This window comes from Mesorhizobium sp. NZP2298, from assembly GCF_013170825.1.
In the GTDB taxonomy this organism is placed as follows: domain Bacteria; phylum Pseudomonadota; class Alphaproteobacteria; order Rhizobiales; family Rhizobiaceae; genus Mesorhizobium.
The window spans coordinates 2,888,493-2,909,688 of the sequence record NZ_CP033365.1 but is presented as its reverse complement, the minus strand read 5'-3'; the positions used below and the strand labels follow the sequence as shown (position 1 = coordinate 2,909,688).

Annotated in this window: 11 protein-coding genes and 1 pseudogene; 6 read left to right on the top strand and 6 right to left on the bottom strand. The window is 64.8% G+C overall.

Annotated elements, in window-relative coordinates; genetic code table 11:
* Positions 1–10 precede the first annotated feature (10 nt).
* Together EB231_RS13980 and EB231_RS13975 are read right to left on the bottom strand one after the other, a co-directional pair.
* Positions 11–2,638 (bottom strand): DUF2235 domain-containing protein, encoded by a 2,628-nt coding sequence (locus EB231_RS13980; protein ID WP_172349315.1) that lies wholly within the window; start codon positions 2,636–2,638, stop codon positions 11–13.
* Positions 2,639–3,085: 447 nt separating this feature from the next.
* Positions 3,086–8,509 (bottom strand): autotransporter domain-containing protein, encoded by a 5,424-nt coding sequence (locus tag EB231_RS13975; RefSeq protein ID WP_206681916.1) that lies wholly within the window; start codon positions 8,507–8,509, stop codon positions 3,086–3,088.
* Between the two features lie 299 nt (positions 8,510–8,808).
* Between EB231_RS13975 and EB231_RS13970 the strand changes: the two genes are divergently transcribed.
* Together EB231_RS13970 and EB231_RS13965 are read left to right on the top strand one after the other, a co-directional pair.
* Positions 8,809–9,501, top strand: coding sequence for a DUF2270 domain-containing protein (locus EB231_RS13970; RefSeq protein ID WP_172349313.1), 693 nt, complete (start codon positions 8,809–8,811; stop codon positions 9,499–9,501).
* Between the two features lie 88 nt (positions 9,502–9,589).
* Entirely contained in the window at positions 9,590–11,923 is a 2,334-nt protein-coding gene (locus EB231_RS13965) for a cation:proton antiporter domain-containing protein (RefSeq protein WP_445299307.1), read from the top strand.
* A gap of 26 nt (positions 11,924–11,949) precedes the next feature.
* On the opposite strand, the gene EB231_RS13960 is transcribed toward EB231_RS13965, so the two are convergent.
* Complete coding sequence (locus EB231_RS13960; RefSeq protein ID WP_140774202.1) at positions 11,950–12,093, bottom strand: hypothetical protein; 144 nt, start codon at positions 12,091–12,093, stop codon at positions 11,950–11,952.
* A 396-nt stretch (positions 12,094–12,489) separates the two neighbouring features.
* Between EB231_RS13960 and EB231_RS13955 the strand changes: the two genes are divergently transcribed.
* Positions 12,490–14,757 (top strand): PAS domain S-box protein, encoded by a 2,268-nt coding sequence (locus EB231_RS13955; RefSeq protein WP_172349312.1) that lies wholly within the window; start codon positions 12,490–12,492, stop codon positions 14,755–14,757.
* A gap of 16 nt (positions 14,758–14,773) precedes the next feature.
* The gene (locus EB231_RS13950) at positions 14,774–15,142 is read left to right on the top strand and encodes a response regulator (RefSeq protein WP_172349311.1); all 369 of its coding nucleotides are present in this window, start codon (positions 14,774–14,776) and stop codon (positions 15,140–15,142) included.
* A gap of 209 nt (positions 15,143–15,351) precedes the next feature.
* On the opposite strand, the pseudogene EB231_RS35715 reads toward EB231_RS13950, so the two are convergent.
* The 3 genes and pseudogenes from EB231_RS35715 to EB231_RS13935 form a co-directional block, all read right to left on the bottom strand.
* Positions 15,352–15,462: pseudogene (locus EB231_RS35715) on the bottom strand (IS1 family transposase); the annotation flags it as partial.
* A gap of 31 nt (positions 15,463–15,493) precedes the next feature.
* Entirely contained in the window at positions 15,494–15,907 is a 414-nt protein-coding gene (locus tag EB231_RS13940) for a DOPA 4,5-dioxygenase family protein (protein ID WP_140774209.1), read from the bottom strand.
* A gap of 474 nt (positions 15,908–16,381) precedes the next feature.
* Positions 16,382–17,113, bottom strand: a complete 732-nt coding sequence (locus EB231_RS13935) for an AAA family ATPase (RefSeq protein ID WP_172349310.1) — start codon at positions 17,111–17,113, stop codon at positions 16,382–16,384.
* Positions 17,114–17,461: 348 nt separating this feature from the next.
* Here EB231_RS13935 and EB231_RS13930 point away from each other — a divergent pair, with 348 nt between their 5' ends.
* On the top strand, positions 17,462–20,212 hold the full coding sequence (locus EB231_RS13930; protein ID WP_172349309.1) for a non-ribosomal peptide synthetase: 2,751 nt from the start codon (positions 17,462–17,464) through the stop codon (positions 20,210–20,212).
* A complete protein-coding gene (gene nadE, locus EB231_RS13925; RefSeq protein ID WP_172349308.1) occupies positions 20,209–21,192 on the top strand; it encodes an NAD(+) synthase in 984 nt (327 codons plus the stop codon). The genes EB231_RS13930 and nadE overlap by 4 nt, the downstream gene beginning before the upstream one ends.
* Positions 21,193–21,196: the final 4 nt, after the last annotated feature.

The following is a 21,196-nucleotide window of genomic DNA, read 5'->3' as shown; positions in this document are numbered from 1 at the left end:
GCCAGCCGGCTCAGGGAAACACGTTCACCTTGCTGACCTTCACCTCGGCCGATCCATGGTTGTGACGGTAGAAGAAGTCGTAGACGCCGGGCAGGCCGAACACCGCATCGTTGACATAGACATAGAGCTCACCCGATGCCTTGGGCTTGATCTCGGCGGTCAGCTTCATGTTCGCGCATTGGCCGGGGATCACCGGCTCGACGGCATTGAGGACATACTCGTCGTTGCCGAAGCGGCTAACGCGGGCGATGGGCTTGAAATAAGGCTCCGCCCACCAGCGTTTCATCAGTGTTCCCAGATAATGCGCGACGCTGCCGCTGGCGAGGCCACGTGTATCGGCACACGCTTTGTCCTTGTCCCCGTCTCCGTCGAGCCATGGGTCCCCGGCGACGATGGAAATCTCCACCTCGTAGCGAACCCCTTCCTGTAGCCAGTTGCCGGTGTCGCCGCACATGTCAGCGGTGTGGAGGACGTAGGGTGTGCCCGTCAGCCTTTCGCCTTCCGGCGGGTCGCCAAGCGCGGGTTCGGCGCAGAAGGCGCCCATGGAATCGGCGACCTCGAATGTGGCCTTGTTGACGGCAAACAGGATGAGGCCGATCGACAGGATAAGAAATACCGCCGGCAGCACAAATTCCCTCAGCTTGTCGTAGACCCATTGGGCGAGCGGGTTCGTCCGCACCGCGCGGGCGAAGCGGAGCGAAACAGGGGTCGGCGCGACCCCGCGGCGCGGTCCCCTGCGGGTCAGCAAGAGATAGGTTGCGAACGAGCCAAGCCCTCCTGCGGCGAAGACCCAGCCGGTGTAGTAATTTCCGCCAAGCCACACGGCCAAGGAGCCGATGCCGAGGCTGACCGCTCCCAACAGCGACGTGCGGCGATGCGCGTCATTCCTGCTTGATTGCAGCATTGTCGCGCTGCGCCCGGCGTTGACATTCCAGGCGGCCCGCGCACGGTCGTTGATGCGCGTGCGCAACACGCCGTTGACCCACAGGAGAATGCCAAGCAGCGCGGCCAGGATTGCGGCCGCCGGCGGATGATTGACCACCGCATCGATCCATGGCGCGGCAAAACCAGGCAGCAAGCCGCTGACCAGACCAAAGATCGGCCCGATGAGGCCGGAGGCGGACTTTCCGAGCTCACCGCCGACATCGAGCGTGACATAGCCGGCAAACAGCGGAAACGCCAGGAACAGGACCCCGATCGACAGCAGCGCATAGTACAGCCCACGGCGCCACCACACGGTGTCGCGCATCAGCTGTGCGCGTTCCAGGCGGCCCTGCGAATAACCGCGGCCGGCGGCGGCCTTTTCGCCAGGCGCCGGCGCCTCACCGGTGTCGTTCTCCTGGAGCTTGCCCAGCGCTTCGCGGAAGTTGTTTTCCATGTCGGCCAGATCGCGCTTGCGTCCGGCCGGGAGCGGCAATTTGTCGATCAGGACGGCCTCGCTCATCGGCGCCAGGCGATTGTCCGGCAGGCCGGTGAAAGGTATCCGTGCGCCGAGCGGCGACAGCACGTCGATATGTTCGGGCAGCGCGATCGGCGCGTAGTCGTCGCATCCCTTGGCCATCCGGATTATGACGCTCGCATCGACCAGCGGCTTTACGCCATGATTGATGCGCCGGCCGTCACGCTCCATCAGATCCTGGGCGTCGCGCGGATGGTAGCGGTAAAAGACGCTGATGCCGGATCGCGAATCGTAGATGCGCCCGGCCTCGGACGCGTAGTCCCAATAGTCGGCGACCAGATCCTTCTTAAATTGCAGGCCCTGCTCCGCGGCTTCGCCGATCATCCAGCACAGGGGGATGTGGGCAAGCCTGTCGTCCGGGTAGCCGCCGCCGACATTGGCATGGCAGCCGGCGAACCAGACCTGCAGCAGGCGTGGATCGGCCATTGCCGCGGCGCGTTCATTCCAGGGAATCGGAAAGAATGTGCGCCGTTCGTCGTCGATGCTGAAGGCCTGCCGGGCACAATCGACGGCACCGAGAAGGTCCCTGTTGGCGAATGTCATTGGCCAGACCCATTTGTCCACCGCCTTGGTCAGCTCGTCGACCGGCAGGCCATAGGCGGAGACGGTGTCCCACACGCCAATGAAGGCGACGCGGATCCTGGCGGCGGAACGGTCATCGTCATCCCCGGGTTTGACCGCGCTGTAGGGGCGGCTCCCCGTGATCTCATTCCAAAGGTCGACCGCCCTGTCCCGCACGAAGCGGGCGAACACGACCCAGGGCAGCGAGGAACCGAAGGCCTGGGGGCGGTATGCCCGATAGGCGGCGAGCGCGTTGCGGTCGAGTTCCTCTTCCGACTTGAAGTTGACCAGCCCTTCGCGGGCAATCATCCCGACCAGCACGCGAATGGTGAAGGCGCCGCGGCTGAAGCCGAAGGCGAAGATCCTGTCGCCCGGCTCATAGTTGAGACAGAGGAACTTGTAGAGCGCCAGCACGCGGCGCTTGACACCGAAGCCAAGCGCCAGGCCGATGATCTCGAACGGCTTGAACTGCGAGGTGCCAACGCCGTCGCTGAACACGGCGATCTGGTCGCCCCCGGTGAGGTCCAACGCCTGGTAGAGGCGCCAGACATTGGTCTTGAACGCCTTGGCGGCGCTGTTGCCGGTGCCGTCGGCGAAGACGACGATGTTCCTGCCCATCTCCTGCCCCTCCAAGACCTACACTGCTTTGCCACTCCTGTTCGATTGCCGGCGCTGCCGGCTTCAGGCTGTCAATCCGCCGCGCCGCCGGTACCCGGCCGGCGCAATACGGATGCACACGGCTCGCCCTTTATCCTGTCCTGCGAAGGGCAATGGACATGCTGCGCCTGAGCGCCGGATCTGGGAATGAGGCAGCCAGGGCCAGAAGCCTCCTGACGGTCCGCCGGATTTTCACTCGAACCCCCAGTTCGTTGGCGTCACTATCCAACAACCAGGGCCGGCGTGCAAGTTGAGGCAGTAAAATCGCCGCTTTGACTTCCTTGAGCGGAAAAACCACTGGAATAGAACCTGACGGGATCTTTCTGGACGGCCTTTCGGCACGAATTGCCGGGTTTCCCCCCAAGCAAACGGCGCCCCTCGCCACCGCAGGCGAATATCTTTCCGTCTTCAGAACCGCGTCGAGAAACTTGCCTTGAAGGCGTTCTCCATGGCCCCGGAGGCGAACTGGCCGTCATAGGTGAAGCCGAGCCGGCTCGCTTGGCCGATGGCGACGTCGATGCCGGCCTGCAGCGCCAACGCGTCCCTCGCGATCGGCACCCCGGTCACCGGGAAGGCGTCCCCGCCGGCGAAGGACAACCGCGCCGCCGGCAGATCGGCGAAGGCATGCCGCCAGCCGAGCGAGGCACGCGCTTCGACCGCCGAGCCGTCGACCGTGAACTTCCGCGACAGCCGCGCGCCAAGCGTGGTGAAGGTGGCGTCGTTGTCGATGCCCTCGGAGGCAAGGGCCGCCGCGCCGCCCTCCTCGCCAAAGCCGTTGGTCGACAGATGGACATAGGCCAGCCCCGCGAAAGGCTCGACCTTCATCGCGCCGACATCGAAAGCGCGCGATGCCTCGCCGAACACCTGCACGGTGCTGGCGCCGTAGCTGGCCTTCAGCTGGTCGCTGAAGCCGGGGAAGGCCGGATCGCGCGTGGTATCGATGTCGTGATGGCTGTAGCCGGCGCCGAACTTCAACTGCACGCTGTCGACCGTGCCGCCGCCATAGGCGGCCAGATGCACGCTGGTGATTCCGGCCGAGGAGGCACGGTCGTCGACGTCGAGCAAGGTGACGCTGATGCCGCCGAGGAAGCCGAGCGTCCAGCCGTCCGCCACTGTAGCATCGACACCGGCAAAGAAGGCGCCGGTGCTGGCGTCGACATCGGCGGCATTGCCGTCGCTGTCGAGCGAGCGCGCGAGGCCGACGCCCTGCATCCAGAAACCCCGCACGCCGGGATTGGCGATTGCAGCCCCCGTCCGCGCAAGTGCGGCGTCGCGCAGCAGCCGGCTTTCGTCGAGCAGCAGGCCGGGCACGGCCGCATGCATCTCGCCCGACAGCTGGTCGAAGGCAAAGCGTGCGCCGTCGGCCGAAAGCGGGGCGACGGCATTGTAGACCGGATTGCCGGCGCCGAGCGCCTCGATGCCGCCGGCCGCCGCGCTCTGGTTCGGCGTTTCGGCCACGGACGAAAAGTCGACCGCGTTGCGGGTAAGGGTCAGCACGACATTGTTGCCGTCGTCGCCGGTGTAGATCACGTCGGGCGTCAGGAAGGCGTAGACATGGCTGATCGCGGCGAACTGTCCGGTCACCGCGCCGGCGCCCCGGTTGTCGATGATGGTGTAGGTCTGGCTCGGCTGCCAGCCGGTGCCGGTCAGCTCATGCAACGCAAGCGTGCCGCCGGTCAGGTCGACAGTGCCCGTCACCACGACCTTGTCGGCACTGGCCGTGTCGACCTCGATGTCGAGCGTGCCGGCGAGCCTGTAATCTCCGTTGATGGTCTGCGTGCCGATCGAGGCGCCGGGCGCATGATGGCCGCCGGCCTGGATGGTCACCGTGCCGCTGGCCACTCCTCCGATCGAACCATTGCCGCCAAGTGTGGCTCCGCTCGCCACCGCAAGATCGGCCGAGCCCACCGAACCGTCGACCTGCAGGATGCCGGCATTGACCGTCGTCGTGCCGAGATAGGTGTTGGCGCCGGATAGGATGAGCTTGCCGGTACCGTCCTTGGCAAAACTGCCCTTGGCCAGCGCGCCGCCATCGGAAATGACGCCCGAAATCGTCTCGTCGAGATTGAGCGCGCCAACTTTGACCGTGTGCGCACCGAGCAGGATGTCGCCGCCACCGGACACCGAACCCAGCGAAACGCAGTTGCACACGCCCGCCGCGTCGAAGCTCGATATGTCGACCTTGCCGCCGGCCTGGTTGACGATCCTGGCCGCATTGGACGCATTGTCGCCGCGGAACGCCGTGCTGCCGCCGCCCTGGTTGGTGATGACGGCCGAACCGCCGCTGCTGCCGGCCAGGAACACCGTCTTGCCGTCGCCCTGGTTGGTGATCGTTGCTGTGCCGGCGCTCGACTGGTTGTCGAACACGACGGAACCGTTCTGCGTCGAGATCGACAGGCCACCAGCGCTGACCGGGCCGGCAAAGCGCAGAACAGGCTTCAATGTTGCCGCCGGCGCGCCGGTCACCGAAACGCCGCCGGTGCCGAGCGCGCCATTGGCCGCCGCAACGAGTTCGCCCTCCTTGATGGTCGAGCCACCCTGATAGGCATTGGCCACGCCCAGCGTGAGTGAGCCGTCGCCGAGCTTGACGATGCTGCCCGTGCCGGAGATGCCGACATTGACGATGGCGTTGTTGACGCTGGCGCCCGGATCGGCGGCGACGATGATTTCGGTGGCCGCCGAATTGGTGACCAGCGCGCCGCCCGCACCGGCTGCGAGCGTGTAGGTCCAGTCTGTCGGATGCGAGACGAAGCGCAGGCCGGTGAAGGTCTGCGCACCGACCACCGTCACCGTGCCCGGCGTCCCGGCGAACACCGCCTTCTGGCTTGCCCAGGCGGCGTTGATGTCGCCGGCCGCATTCGTCCAGTTGGTGCTGGAGGAATCCCAGGCGCCGTTGCCGCCACGCCCGTTGGCGACAACGCCGGGCGTCATGTTGGCGCCGTCCCAATATTGTTCGCCGGCGCCGCTCGCCACCAGAAGGTTGACCGCGCCGCTGCCGCTCTGGATCGACCAGTCGCCGGGGTTGAAGCCCGGCGGCACGCTGCCGATCACCAGGCCATTGTTGGTGAAGGTGCCGCCATAATTGGCGATGCGGTAGGTGCCGTTGCCGAAGCCGCCGGCGTCGCTCACCGACAGCTTGCCATCCAGCGTCAGCGCGCCGGTGACGTCGAACAGGGGCATGGAGTTCGCCGCCCCCAGCGAGACGCTGAGGCTGGAGGTGTCGTTCAGCGTCAGCGAGGCCATGGTGAGCGTCTGGCCGGCAACGCCCAGCAGCGTGCCGCCATTGGCGACCGTCGTGGCGCCCAGCGATCCGGTACCGCCGAGCCGGCCGCCGGAATTGACCTGAAAAGTGCTCGACGCCATCGAGCCGTTGACCTTGAGCGTTCCCGCATTGACGTTGGTCGTGCCCGTGAATGTGCCGGAAAAGGTGGTGCTGGGGACCATCGTCAACGTGCCGGTGCCTTCCTTCGTGAAGGTACCGCTGCCGGTGATGAGGCCGATGAAGGAGGTGTCGGCCGCGCCGCCGGCGGTCAGGCTGCCGGCACCAACGAAAATCCGCCCATAGCCGGAAAGGTCGCCAACCGTCTGGCTGAAATTGCTGAGGTCGAAGATGCCGCTATTGACGGTAAGCGCGCCGGCCGATGCCAGCCGGTTGTCGCCGCCGAGGATCAGGCTGCCGAACGACACCAGCGTGCCGCCGGTATAGGTCTGCGCGCCGTTCAAAGTCAGCGTGCCGTTGCCGGTTTTCTGGAAACTGCCCTCGCCCGAGATGACGCCGGAATAGGACGGCGTGCCGTTGAAGAACACCGACAGCTTGGCATGGTTGACATAGTCGCCGGTGAGCGCGCCGTCGTTGTCGAAGTTGCCGATACGCAGCTCGCCTGAATTGATGGTGGTGCCGCCGCTATAGCTGTTGGCGCCTATCAGCGTGACGAGCCCCGTGCCGTTCTTGATCAGCGAACCTGAACCGGAAATGACGCCGGCATAGCGGGGGAAGATATCGGCCGAACGGTCGATGATCAGCGTGCCGTCATTGTTGACGACACCATCGCGGATGCTGCCGGTCGTGCCGCCATTGCCGAGCTGCAGGACAGCGCCGGGGCTGATGTTGGTGACCGCTGAATAAGCGTTTTCGCTGGTGAAGATGGTGGTTCCGGCAAGGATGTTGACAGCGGCGGGGCCGGCCAACGGACCGAAGCCGGCAATGTTCGGCGCGAAGACATAGTTGCTGGAGGTGTGGTTGAAATTGATCGCCATCGGCCCGGTGGCGGAGCCCGAGAACATCACCTGCGCCGCTTCGAGCGTGCCGGGCGCTGCCGCCGGGCTGCCGGCGGCGGCGCCGATGTTGAGCGTGCCCGAGGAGCCAGCCAGCGCGCCGATGCCGACCGTACCGGTGCCGCCATTGACCCTGACGACACCGCCGTCGGCGATGGTCAGCACGCCCTTGCCGGCGCCCCCGACGGTAAGTCCCTGCAGATCGCTGGGACCTGAGCCAAGCGTGTCATTGATTGTCCACAGCGACCCCGAGCCGGTCACCGTCACCATGTCCGACGTTGTTGCCGTGGCGTCGCTGGCACTGGCGATGTTGGTGTAGCCGGTGCTGAGCTTGCCGCCGCCCGAAACGGCCACGGTGGCGGTCGAGTTGGTGGCGTTGCCAAGATAGAGGCGATAGGGCGTGGTGAAGCTCGAGCCCCCGCCGTCGACGGTGATCGCCGCCTTGGAGTTGATGGCGTTGGCGATCCTGGCGTCGCCGTTGAGGAAGCCGCTGGCGGTGGAATCGATCAGCACCGTGCCACCGGCCAGCACATTGAGTTCCGATGTCTGGCTGATGGAGCCCATCGCCAGCGGCACATTGCTGTAGGCGCCCGTGATCTTCCATTGTGATCCGGCGCCGGTCACCGTCACCTTGCCGTTGACGATGTTGGCCGCCGTGCTGGCCCCGACCGTGTAGGTGGTTGTGAGCTTGCCGCCGCCCGAGACGGTCAGGTCGCCCTTGCCCTGGAATCCGACAAACAGATTGCCGGTCGACCACGATGCGCCGCCCGAAACCGTGGCGGTGCCGACCCCGCTGGTGCCGACATTGCCGCCGACATAGGTGCGGATGGTCGTCGCCGTGGCACTGTCGAGCAATTGGAAATCGCCCTTGCCGGTCGCGCCGATGACGAACTGGGCGGCTATCGATCCGGTCATTGTGAAATCGGAGCCGCTGCCGGTGACGATCAGCTGGCCATCGGCAAGCGCGGAACTTTCGCCGACCATGACATTGCCGCTGGACGACAGCTTGCCCCCGGCCTCGACCCTCATGCGCCCCACCGCGCCGGCGTCGGCCGAGATCGACAGGAAACTGTTCGTCCACTGCGATCCGGTACCGGTGATGGTGGCCGTGCCGGAAGATGACGGATTGTTGGCGACGACACCGCCCGCGCTGGTGATCTTGCCGCCGGCCGAAACGGTTAGCGTACCGGCGCCGAAATCGCCGACGATGAGATAGTTGCTCGCCACCGACAGCGTGCCGGCGCCGGTGACGACAAGCGCGCCGTTCGAACCGGCCGAGCTGCCGATATTGATTGTCTGCGCCGCCGCCCCGGCAGAGCTGATGGTTGCCGTGTTGACGCCGGCACTGTTGATGGTGAGCTGGTCGCTTGCGGTCGGCAGCGAAGACGGCGTCCAGTTGCCTGATGTGAACCAGTTGCCCGAGCTTGATCCGTTCCAGGTCAGCGACGCCCCTAGCGCCAGGGACGAACTGGACAACAGGAGCGCCGCCAGCCCCAGCGCAAGCGAGGCACGCCGGCCTGCCATCGGTCGCCGGCCTGCCATCAGTTGAATGTCCATTCCGCCCCTGCCCCATCGCCTGCGGACCGGCCTCCGGCCCGCGCACATCCCCTCGGGCGCACCGGCCGGTGGCCCTCCGAAACGCTAGAGGCATGCGCCGATCGTCGATACCGGCAGTTAGGGACAGATGCGGGCAATTCAGGACATCGGGGGGCGTCCGCCGGCTCGCGATTGCCGTCAAGGCGCTGTCGCCGGGACCGAGTCGCTTCCTTGTCGCGCCGATGGCGATCGGCGCGCTGCCCGCGGAAACCGGGAACGATATTGCCGGCAAACTGTTCTAGTCCTTGCCGGAGGATGCCATGAACGACGTGTCGGCAAAGCCTGCTGGCCTCGCCCTTTCATCGACGGAGCGCGTGAACACGCTGTCGCATTTCCACCGTGCCGAGATCGCGCGCATGGCCGGATGGCGCGACCGTCTGGACAGGACGACGAACTGGGCGATCACCGTCGTGGCGGCCATGCTGTCGGTGTCGCTGTCGACGGCCAGCGCCCATCATGGCGTGCTGTTGTTTGCCATGCTCCTGATCCTGCTGCTGTTGTGGATCGAGGCGCGCCGTTACCGGTTCTTCGACTTCTACCGGGCACGCGTGCGCCAGTTCGAACGCCACTATTTCGCGCAGATATTCTCCCCGCAGCCCGACTTCGCATCGGATTGGCTGCTCATTGTCGGTGAAGGTCTGCGTGCGCCGAAGTTCCTGCTGTCGCAGCGCGCCGCGTTGGCGCGGCGCCTGCGACGGAATTACATCTACCTGTTCCTCATCCTGCTGCTGGCCTGGGTGCTGAAAATATCGACACCCAGCCTTCAAACCGTCGGCGTCAGGACCGGCTTTGTCGGCTCGCTGCGCGAGACGGTCGACAACGCCGCCCTTGGTGCCATTCCAGGCGTCGCCATCGTCGCGATCGTGGCCGCGTTCTATGTGGGATTGCTCGCCATCGTCTTTTTCGCGGCGGGCGACGATGGCGAACTCTCCTTCGGCGATGTCCATGTCTGAGTTCGATGGCTGAGGCCACGCGGCTGCAACGCAAACACCGGTCGCGCGTTGTGATGGTCAGCCCGACGCAGCGCATCTTGGGGGACCCATGAACCGTCAACCGGCTACAAGGTCACACGGCATCGTGGCCGCCCTTCTGCCGGCCCTTGTCGTCCTGGCGCCGGCAAGCCAGGCGTTGGCCGCGCAACCGGCCGGACATGCCTCGGGCATGGGCGGCTCGGCCGAAGGCGTGTTCGTCGCCGAGATCGTTCTTCTCCTGCTGGTCGGCCGGGGCCTGGGCGAAATCTTCCAGCGCTATGGCCAGCCGGCGATCATGGGGCAGTTGATCGGCGGCATCCTGCTCGGGCCATCGCTGTTCGGCTGGATATGGCCCGACGCCCAGCACCTGATCTTCTCCAACGACCCGGCGCAAAAGAGCATGATCGATGCCGTCTCCCAGCTCGGCATCCTTCTCCTTCTATTGCTGACCGGCATGGAGACGGACCTGCGCCTGGTGCGCCGGGTGGGCGCCGCCTGCTTCTCGATCTCGATCACGGGCGTCGTCGTCCCCTTCGCCCTCGGTTTCGCGCTGGCGCAGTTCCTGCCGGACTCGCTCTTGCCGGACCCGACGCAGCGCGTCGTTGCCGGGCTGTTCATCGGCACGGCGCTGTCCATCTCCTCGGTCAAGATCGTCGCCATGGTGGTGCGCGAGATGAACTTCATGCGCCGCAATCTCGGCCAGGTCATCATCTCCTCGGCCATTATCGAGGACACGATCGGCTGGCTGATCGTCGCCGTCACCTTCGGCATCGCCGCCAATGGCAGCCTGCAGGTACTGCCGCTCGTCACCACGGTGGCCGAGGTGGCGCTGTTCATGGTGTTTTCCTTCACCATCGGCCGCCGTCTGGTGTTCACGCTGATCCGCTGGAGCAATGACTCCTTCCGTGGCGAATACGCCGTCATCACGGTCATCCTGATTATCATGGGCGTGATGGCGCTGATCACCAACCTGATCGGCGTCCATACCGTGCTCGGCGCCTTCGTCGCCGGCATATTGGTCGGGGAATCGCCGATCCTGTCCGATCACATCGAGAGCCAGCTGCGCGGCGTCATCACAGCTCTGTTCATGCCCGTGTTCTTCGGCATGGCCGGCCTCTCGGCCGACCTCACCGTGCTTACCGACCCGACGCTGGCGTTGCTGACGCTTGCTCTGGTGGCGATCGCCAGCGTCGGCAAGTTCGGCGGCGCCTTCCTCGGCGGCCGGCTGGCCGGCATGTCGCTGAAGGAAGCCATCGCCGTCGGCAGCGCCATGAACGCGCGCGGCTCGACCGAGGTGATCGTCGCAAGCATCGGCCTGTCGATGAATATCCTGTCCCACAATCTGTTCACAATGATCGTCACCATGGCCGTCATCACCACGCTCGCCATGCCGCCCATGTTGCGCTGGGCGCTCGGTCGCCTGCCCGTCAACCATGCCGAGAAGCAGCGCGTCGAGCGCGAACTGCTCGACGAGCGCGGCTTCGTCTCCAGGCTGGAGCGCCTGCTGCTGCTGGTCGACGACAGCCCGGCCGGCAAGTTCACGGCTTACCTCGCAGGCCTGGTCGGCGGCGGCAGCGGCATGCCGACCACACTGCTTCATCTCCAGGATGGCAAGCTCGCCCGGCAGGTCAGCGACAAAGGCCCGGAGCGCGCGTCCAGGGAAGTCAAGAAAGGTGCCGCCAGGAGTGCAAGGGCCGTCAGCAAGGCCGAGGACACGCCTGTCGACAAGGTCCATCTGACAGCCCGCACCGAGCCTGAAGCCAGCGCCGAGACAATCGCGGCGGAAGCTCGCAAGGGCTATGGGCTTCTGCTGGTTGGGCTGGAGAACACTCTGAGCGACAAAGGTATCTTCAGCGGCGCGCTGAAGGACATCAGCAGTGGCTTCGACGGCCCGCTCTGCCTCGTGCTGAACGGCGCCAAAGCCAATGGAAAGATGCCCGTACTGCGCGCCGGAACGACGATACTGGTCCCCGTCAATGGCACCGAGGTCGCACGCCGCGCCGCCGATTTCGCGCTGGCGCTGGCGCGGCCGCACCGGGCCCGCGTCAAGGTGCTCTATGTCTCGCAAGCCAGGCAGGGCAACCGGCCCGGCTCGGTTTCGCACCGCCGGGAGGAAGCCGTGCTCAAGGATGTCGCCGATCTCGCGGACCGCTACGGCGTTGCCGTCGACACCGCGATCCGCACCCGGGCCACGGCCGACAGATCGATCGCCAGGGAAGTGGCCAAAGGGGCCGCCATGGTGGTGATGGGTGTCACCCAACGGCCGGGCGAGGAGCTGTTCTTCGGCGACACAGCGACAGCGGTACTAGCCGCGGTCGCCTGCCCGGTCGTGCTTCTGGCCAGCGAACGCGTCAAGCGGGCTGACGCCAACACCGAGGAGACGGCAGCCGAAATCAGCGCCTGATACACCCTCGGCCGAGGTGCCGGAATCTATATGCCGAAGAACTGCCGCCCGATCATGTAGCCCAGCGCCGCCACGACCAGCGGGAACAGCGCCGGCGCGGCCTTGCTGAAGAAGGACGCTTTTGTGTCCTTGGGCGGCACATAGCGTGCATTGCCGAGATTCTTGGTCATTTGCGTACCCCGCGCCAAACCAATCAGTTTCGCGCATGTCCTTATCGCGAAACCGCCACGCGGTTCCGGTGAACATGCATTAGAATACACTTATTAACAGCATGGCCGAATTAACCGCCTGCAAAGAAATTAGATCAAATAGCCGGCTTTCCCGCCTCGATCCGACAACCCTGTCGAAGGAAAATCGGCAGCACCGGGAACCGAAGGGCCAGTACCGGGGTTGTGGCGATCGGGGAGGAAATGCCTGTTCACATCTCGCCAGCTGCTGTCCGTCATGGCCCACGGTCGCGCCCGCGCCGCGATGTCGTGTGGGCCGGCATAAAGCGAACGATCCACAGAATCTGACACGTTAGCCATCAATCGACCCTCGAACAACGCTGACCGATCCGGGACTCCATGCCGCAAACCAGCACAGCGACCGTAGGCAATCCTCATCTCGCTTTCCTGTCGGGCGGCGGAGAGCTTGGCCGCCTGATCGCCGCGTTCGACTGGGCCTCGACGTCGATCGGACCGATCGGGGGCTGGCCGCAGAGCCTGAAGACAGCGGTGTCGCTGATCCTGCGCTCCAAGGTGCCGATCGTCATGCTGTGGGGCGAGGACGGCGTCATGATCTACAATGACGGCTATTCGGAATTCGCCGGCGGCCGCCATCCGCAACTGCTCGGCTCGAAAGTGCGCGAAGGCTGGCCCGAGGTGGCCGACTTCAACGACAACATCATGAAGGTGTGCCTGGGCAACGGCGGCACGCTTGCCTATCGCGAACAGGTGCTGACGCTGAACCGCACCGGCAAGCCCGAGCAGGTCTGGCTTGATCTCGACTATTCACCAGTGCTCGACGAAAGCGGAGAGCCGGCCGGCGTCATCGCCATCGTCATCGAGACGACCGCCAAGGTCGCCGCCGAGCGCTGGCGCGCCGGCGAGCGCGACCGCCAGCGCCAGATGTTCGAACAGGCACCGGGTTTCATGGCCATGCTGTCCGGTCCGCAGCATGTCGTCGAACTGACCAATGCCGCCTATATGCAACTCGTCGGCCACCGCGACATCATCGGCCTGCCGATCCGCCAGGCCTTGCCGGAGATAGAGGGCCAGGGCTTCTTCGAACTGCTCGACCGGGTCTTCACCAGCGGTGAGGCATTCATTGGCTACGCCTTGAAGGCGGAGTTGCAGCGCACGCCGGGCGCGGCGATCGAAGACCGCTTCATCGATCTTGTCTACCAGCCGGTGCGCAACCCCGCGGGCGAGGTGTTCGGCATCTTCGTGCAAGGTGTCGACGTCACCGACCGGCTGATTGCCGAACAGGCGCTGCGCCAGAGCGAGACGCAGTTCCGCACCTTCGCCGAGGCGATGCCCAACCATGTCTGGACAGCCACGCCGGAGGGACTGCTCGACTGGTTCAACCCGCGTGTCTACGATTATTCCGGCGCCAAGCCGGGCGAACTTGACGGTGATGGCTGGGCCGATATCGTGCACCCCGACGACATCGTCGCGGCCTCGGAGAAGTGGCGGCAGACGGCGGCCGCCGGCACATTCTACGAGACCGAGTTCCGACTGCGTCGCCATGACGGCATCTATCGCTGGTTCATCGCGCGTGCCGTTCCGATCCGCGATACCGACGGCGCCATCGTGCGCTGGATCGGCACCAACACCGATATCGACGAGCAGAAGCAGGCGGCGCAGGCCCTGCTGCAGAGCGAGCGTCGCTTGCAGCTGTCGCAGAATGCAGCCGGCATCGCGGCACTCGAACTCGACATTGCCAGCGGAACCGTGGTCGGCTCCGAGGGTTTTTGGGGTCTCTGGGGGCTATCGCCGCGCGACAGCGTGCACATCAGCGTGCTGGAAAACATCGTCATTCCCGACGACAAGGATATCCGCTCCAACCAGGAAACGCGTGAAAATGGCACCGCCGTGCCAGCGGTGGAATACCGCATCCGGCGGCCCGACACCGGCGAGTTGCGCTGGCTGTCGCGTCACATCGATTTCGTCCACGACGAGACCGGCAAGCCGGTCAAGATGTTCGGCGTCATGCAGGATGTCACCGACCGGCGCGAGGCGCAGGCGCGGCAGGAACTGCTGACCCACGAGCTTGAACATCGCATCAAGAACATCCTGGCGATGGTCGCGGCCATCGCCTCGCAGACGCTGCGCAACACCGACATCGCCACCGCAAGCGCCACCTTCAACGAACGGTTGCGCGCGCTGGCCAACGCCCATGACATCCTGAACAAGACCCGCTGGACCAGTGCCTCGATCCGCGAGGTGGTCGACAACACCGTCGCCACCTTCCCGCTCGAACAGATTTCGATTTCCGGCCCGGCGCTGCCGATCAATCCCAAGATGGCGCTGACGCTGGCGCTCGCCGTCAACGAGCTCGCCACCAATGCGCTGAAATACGGCGCATTGTCGACACCGGGCGGCAAGGTGTCGATCGAATGGTCGCTGCAGCCATCGCAAGACAGGCCCAGCGACATCAGGCTGATCTGGCGCTGGCGCGAGAGCGGCGGTCCGCCGGTGACGCCGCCCAGCCGGCGCGGCTTCGGCCGCTTCCTGATCGAGCGGGTCTTCGGCACCGACTTCGGCGGAACCGTGCGGATCGATTACCACCCCGACGGCGTTGAGTGCGTGTTGAACGCACCGGCACCCCAGTTGCCGACAGCACCGTACTGACTACATAGGGCATGCCATGACCACTCAGAGCCCCGTCACCGTCCTCGTTGTCGAAGACGAAGCCTTTTTGCTGTTCGCCATCGCCGACGAACTGCGCGAGGCGGGATACGATGTGCTCGAAGCCAGCAATGCGGACCAGGCGATCAGCCTGCTGGAGACCCATCAGGACATCGGCATCCTGTTCACCGACATCGACATGCCCGGTTCCATGGACGGGCTGCGTCTGTCCGCCGCCGTGCGCGACCGCTGGCCCCCGGTCAAGATCATCGTCACCTCGGGCAAGCAACAGCCGGCGCGGAACGCGATGCCGAGCGGCGGCGTCTTTCTACCCAAGCCCTATGAGGCCGCGGCGGTTGCAGCCACCATCCAGGGCCTGCTCGACTAGACCCTCTACGACTCACTTGTCGCTGTTCTCGAAGACGCCGATGCCTTGCGCGATGAGGTTGGTGGCCATCACCAGCGAGATGATGGCGGCTGGCGGATGTCGGCTGCCTCGAGGCCGAACCTATCGCCCGGGAAGTTGAAACGGGCCATTTCATCGCCTGCTGGAAGCGCGCCGGCTGAGGTGGGCCCTACCCGCCGAGATAAAGCGGGTGCACCGGCAGGCGACGCGCCGTAAAGCTTGATCAGCATGGCGTAGTCGATGTCGCCACCGAATGGCCCTTCAACAGCCTCCAGATAAGCCCTGTGGCCATCGCTGGTAAGCCCTGCGAAGCTGCGTGGAACCGACGCCGGTCTATGCCGGCAGCGACGGCTCGGTGTTCGGCTCCAGCGGCTCTTCCGCCTCATGGTCGTCCGGAAGCACGTCGCCATGCACCCCCAGCGGCCGGCCGATCCAGACTGGATCGACCAGATGGTCGCGCTTGGGGTTCTCCGTATTCGGGTGGATGAGGATGCTCAAGCCGCCATGGTTCAGCATCAGCCAAGGAACGAGCGTGCCGAAAATCTCGTTGGCGAAGGAGACCTGGTACATGGCCTGGTCATGCGGGCCGACTTTCCCGTCGTGCCAATTGCCCAGGCGTACGCGAAAACGCTCGCCGATGCGAAGACGCAGCCATTCGGCGCGTTGCCGCTCGGTCTCTCCGTCATAGTAGATGTGGGCGTGATAGCTGGCGATTTCCGCGAGAGGCCTTGGACTGGCTTCGTTCATCACAATGCTCTCCTTCGATGACTGTCGCGCCCGGCAGGCCGAAGCGCGGAGGCGAACCCTGTTTCACTTGTTTCGGCAACGTGGCGAATATCCAGGCATTCAGCCCAAGAACGAGGTTTTAAGCAAGGTCACCTGACCGTCGAAGGCGCCACGGCCGATGCGAACCACGTCGGCGGACGAGGGAGCGGGGACGGCCTTGCCGCCATCGCGGCGGCATTGCGCGAGAGGCGAACTTTCTTGTTGTGACGGGGTGCTTGGGCCGACAACCGACATGTGTCGACCTAAATCGGGCCTGAGGCGCCCGAGCGGCCTGCGCAGTCCGGTCGGGAGTCCGTCCGGCCATGCGCGGAGACTGTCGCCGCCGGTAAAATCGGTACGAGATACAGCCCCGCCAGATCGCTCCGGGGGCTCGAACCATGCGACTATTCAAATCCTGAAATGCTGCTATCCGGTGATTTGGCTTTATCGTCCTGGTCACGCCACGGCGGTCTCATTGACATGCTCTCCCAGGATTCGCTTGATGATCCTGTCGAAATCGTGAGGGTCGGCGCCGTTGACTTTTATCAAGGGCCATCCGTCCTGGCGCAAGCATTCGCCCACCTCCCTCGATATATTGGCTTGCTTCAAGCCCCTGTCCACGCCGAGTTCGAACAGGAGGACCTCGATCAGCGGTTGCCCGGCATGGCGGTCCATAAGACGGCGGCGCAAGGTTTCCTGCGGCGCATCGATTTGGATAAGGACATCCGGTCGCGGCAGGAACGCCAGGGTGTCACGAACCGCGTCGATGCTTGGAGTGCGCGCCAGCAGAACCAGCGCACACAAAGCCTGGATCAGGCCTTCCTCGAAAATGAAGTAACCTTCCGATTCCTGCGCTTTGCGCCAGGACTCGCATAGCAGGGCGATGTCGACCTTCATGCGCCACGACCATGTGAGGCTCCGCAGGGGGATTGACGCCAGAAGCCGCGCCGCTACCCCGTCCCTTGGCAAGGTCGATAGCAAGACAGGACCCGAGGTGGCGATCTTTCTGCCGATACGCCCAATGCCATGGCGTACCTCCGGGCCGTCATCCTGGGCCGACCCGTATTCAATCAGGCGATAGCCGTTCACTGTCTTGACGTTGATGCCTTGCTTCGCCATCCCCTGGCAGAGGCCGCGAAGAAGTGTGGTCTTGCCTGCACCAGGCGGCCCAAACAACTCGATGATCATGCCGAAATGCCCAGCGTCTCCAAGCAGGCAGTCACTCACCTGCGACTCGAACCTTAGCCAGATTACAAACCCCACCAACATTCATTTGAATGACTGTTCAGACCCGTGGACTCCCGGGAGGGCTCATGGGTTCCTGCCCCCGGAGACAGGCGGCATTGGTCCTGGGCAAACGTCTCGCCGCCGGGGACCTTGGGGCGGACCCGGCTGTTGCCGGAGGGCATTAGAGTACTTCCGGCGAAGGCCGATCGGGAAGAAGCTGTCCGGTCAAGATCGAGGCATCATCCGAATGATTGATGAAAAGATTCCGGTGGCGAGCGATGGTCGACATTCAGCTTGGTGGGGCTCTGAATGTCTCCAGCGTATTTGCAATCGGAAGCAGTGGATCAGGATCTACGGGAGGATTGTCGACCACCGACACCCCGCGGATGGTCTGACGTGCCCGAATATGCTCTTGACGAGGGTGGGCCTGTCTGGCGCCACTATCAGCGGATGGGCGCCGATTTTGCGGACAGTCCCATCTTCGATCACCTCGCAAATGTCGCAAGGCAATATCCGGACAAGCTCGCGATCAGCGACGGTGCCGACCGCCTGACTTACTCCCAGCTTTTCCGGGCTGTCGAGACACTGTCCCGCCGTCTTGCTGCCGTCGTCCCCGAAGGACAGGCGGTCGGGATCCTTCAGGCCAACTCGGTCTGGTACCCGGTGGCAATGCTGGCGAGCATGGCGGCCGGACGGCCTTCGGTCCCGCTCAACATGAGAGATCCCGGCTCTCGGATCATCGAGATTGTGAATGCCGCGCGGCTTGGCGCCATCATAGGCTCTGGAAATGGCCGCCCCGTCGATCTGGCGCAGGACGTGCTGTGGATCGATATTGCCGCCGGCGTCGCGCCGGACGCTCAGCGGGCATCACCACAACCGCCGCCCGTTTCCGTCGATGCGCCCGCAATGGTGCTTTACACCTCAGGTAGCACCGGGCGTCCCAAGGGGATCGTCAACAGCCAACGCAGCCTGCTCTGGCGGGTCCTGCAATATGTCGACGCGTGCCATATAAACGCGGATGACGTGTTCCTGCCGCTGACCGGGCCGGCCACGATTGCCGGTTGCCGGGAGATTCTGGCCGCGCTGCTGACGGGCGCCGCGTTGCATCTTCTCGAGGTGGAGGCGGTGGGCCTGCGCGCGGTGCGCGCCCGGTTGCAAACCGAAGGCGTGACGGTCGCCTACCTGGTGCCGGCGCTGCTTCGGGCGCTCCTGACCGAGGCCCCCGCCGACGCCTTCCACTCACTCAGAGTGGCCCGGATCGGCGGGGAGAAGGTGTCGTGGACGGACATCGGGTTGCTGCGCAAGGCCGTTTCGGACCAGTGCCTGATCCAGATCGGCTACTCGTCGACCGAGACCACCGGTTCGCAATGGTTCTTGCCGGCGGACTGGCCGGAGCAAGACACGTCGGTCCCCGTTGGCAGGCTGCTTCCCGGGATGGCATTCGCCATTGTCGACGAAGCGGACCGCGGTGTCGGGACAGGCGAGAGTGGAGAGCTTCTGATCAAGAGCCCCTATGTGTTGCTTGGCCACTGGGAGAACGGCGTCGTCGTTCCCGCGCGGCCGGATCCGGACGATCCCGGTGTTCGGGTTTTCGCGACGGGCGACCTCGTTCGGCTGGACGATGATGGGCTGTTGTGGGTCGTCGGCCGCAAGGGGCGCCAGATCAAGATCAATGGTCGACGCGTCGAACCCGCCGAACTCGAACGGGTCCTGCGTGGCGCGCCTTCGGTGGCGGATGCGGTGGCAATCGTGACGCCGGAGAAAGAACTCATCGCGTTCGCGGTTCCCAAACACTTGGCCGGGGCTGCTTTCGCGGAGGAGCTTCGCCAGCTCGTCAGAACGACATTGCCGGCGCCACTGCGTCCCTCGAGGTTGCACACCATCGCCGCCATCCCGCGCCTGCTGGGCGGAAAGGTCGACCTGGCAAGCCTCACCCAAATGGATCGCTCGGACAGAAAGACGGCGCCAGCCGCCCGACCGCCCGCTGCCCGACCGCCGCCCGCCGGAGGCGAACTGAACACCAGGCAAATCGTGCAGCACGCTTGGATGCAGGTTCTCAACACGGGCGTTGCGGCGGGAAACTGGGACGAGGCGGGAGGAGATTCGCTGCAGCTGCTGCATTGCGTCATGGCGATCGAAAGCGCCATCGGGCAGGAACTGGGCCTTGAGGCCTTCACCGTCGGAATGAGCTTCAACGAGATGGTTGAGGCGGTCGCGTCCGCACAGGCAGGCGAACGGCGCGAGAAGAAGCATCACCCCCCGGTTCTTTTCCTGTTTCCTGGATCCGTCGGCTATGGTCCGAGCCTGGCCGCCTTCGCGGCCGCCATGGGCAAAGTCGCCCGGGTCAATCCCATCAGGTACCCCGGCCTCGCCGCGATATTGGACGGACATAACTCTCTCTCCGCCATGGCTGCCGCCGCACTCGAACAGATAGGCCGCGCCCAGCCTGCCGGCCCCGTGCGGCTTCTCGGCCATTCGCTTGGGGGCGCGGTTGCGTTCGAGGTTGCCGCACGGCTGCTGGCCGCCGGTCGACCGGTCAGGTTTCTGGGTATCCTCGACACGAGCCTTCTGAACGAGCCGAGCGACTCGTGGGCGACGCTGACCCGAACATTCCATCGCATTCGGACAAATCGCATATCCGCCCACCGGATGGCCTGCCGGGCCCTTGCGAAGATCACCGTTGCAATGGGCTGCGAGGCGTATCTCGCCAGGTTTCTCGACCGCTCCGCCAAGGGAGAGTTCAACCCGACGAGCTTCAGAACCAAACTGGAACTGCAGGAGGTCTTGCGGGCGCGGTCTTTCTTCCAGTGGCTGGACGCACCGAAACCGGCCCTGCCGATCGCCGGCACCTTGTTTCGATGCCGCCGGGAGGGAATGCCTCGGGCCTTGGGCTGGGATAGCGCCTTGGCACGGCTGGACGTGGTTCCGATCAACGGCAACCACATCGACCTTGTCGTGGAGCCTCATCTTGCCACCAACCGTCCCCTCATCGAGAGGGCGGTTGTGCAGACCTACTCCCCGGCCGAGTCTCGCAAAAGGGAGGATTTGTCATCGACGTGATCTCACACTTCAGCAAGGACGCGCTGCTGCTCGATGCTCGTGCGGAGATCGATCGCATCGTTGACACCTTGCGCACGCAGGTCCTTGGCACACTCCATCGTCGCGGCGTGGTTGTCGGCCTTTCCGGCGGCATCGACAGCTCCGTCGTCGCGACCTTGTGCACGCACGCGTTCGGCAAGGACAGGGTCCTGGGACTGTTCATGCCGGAGCGGGATTCCTCCGGCGACTCGCTGAGACTTGGCCGCCGTGTCGCGGCACAGCTTGGCATTGAAAACGTCGTGGAGGACATAGCACCGGCACTGGAGGCCACTGGCGCCTACAGCCGGCAGATCGAGGCGATCCGGACCGTCGTTCCCGACTATGGGGAGGGCTGGAAATGCAAGCTGGTGCTCGCATCGGTGCTGGAGAGCAACGGCCTCAACATCACCCGGCTCACGGTCCAGGATCCGGAGGGCAAGGTCGACACGGTGCGCCTGTCGCCTGCCGCCTACCTGCAGATCGTCGCCGCGACCAACTACAAGCAGCGCCTGCGCAAGATGACGGAATACTACCACGCCGACCGCCTCAAATACGCGGTTGCCGGGACACCAAACCGCCTTGAGTACGACCAGGGCTTTTTCGTCAAGCAGGGTGACGGAACCGCCGACGTGATGCCGATCGTCCACCTTTACAAGACCCAGGTTTATCAACTCGCGGAATATCTCGGGGTGGACGAGGAAATCCAGCGGCGGGCGCCCACCACCGACACCTTCTCCATGGCGCAAAGCCAGGAGGAATTCTATTTCGCGCTACCCTATCACCTGATGGATCTATGCCTCTATGGCCTGAACCACGAGATCGCCGGCGATGAGGTCGCGGCGGCGGCCGGCCTCACCGAGCCCCAGCTCCAGAAAGTCTTCAAGGACATCGACGCGAAACGGCGGGCCGCCCACTATCTTCACGCGCGGCCCTTGCTGTCCGCCGGAATTGACGAGGATTGACCGG

Excerpts from the sequence above, each read along its gene's own strand:
- EB231_RS13950 (WP_172349311.1), top strand. The coding sequence starts at position 14,774 with ATGACCACTCAGAGCCCCGTCACCGTCCTCGTTGTCGAAGACGAAGCC.
- EB231_RS13960 (WP_140774202.1), bottom strand. The coding sequence starts at position 12,093 with ATGACCAAGAATCTCGGCAATGCACGCTATGTGCCGCCCAAGGACACA.
- EB231_RS13940 (WP_140774209.1), bottom strand. The coding sequence starts at position 15,907 with ATGAACGAAGCCAGTCCAAGGCCTCTCGCGGAAATCGCCAGCTATCAC.
- EB231_RS13955 (WP_172349312.1), top strand. The coding sequence starts at position 12,490 with ATGCCGCAAACCAGCACAGCGACCGTAGGCAATCCTCATCTCGCTTTC.
- EB231_RS13980 (WP_172349315.1), bottom strand. The coding sequence starts at position 2,638 with ATGGGCAGGAACATCGTCGTCTTCGCCGACGGCACCGGCAACAGCGCC.
- EB231_RS13935 (WP_172349310.1), bottom strand. The coding sequence starts at position 17,113 with ATGATCATCGAGTTGTTTGGGCCGCCTGGTGCAGGCAAGACCACACTT.
- EB231_RS13970 (WP_172349313.1), top strand. The coding sequence starts at position 8,809 with ATGAACGACGTGTCGGCAAAGCCTGCTGGCCTCGCCCTTTCATCGACG.
- EB231_RS13930 (WP_172349309.1), top strand. The coding sequence starts at position 17,462 with ATGTCTCCAGCGTATTTGCAATCGGAAGCAGTGGATCAGGATCTACGG.
- EB231_RS13975 (WP_206681916.1), bottom strand. The coding sequence starts at position 8,509 with ATGGACATTCAACTGATGGCAGGCCGGCGACCGATGGCAGGCCGGCGT.
- EB231_RS13965 (WP_445299307.1), top strand. The coding sequence starts at position 9,590 with ATGAACCGTCAACCGGCTACAAGGTCACACGGCATCGTGGCCGCCCTT.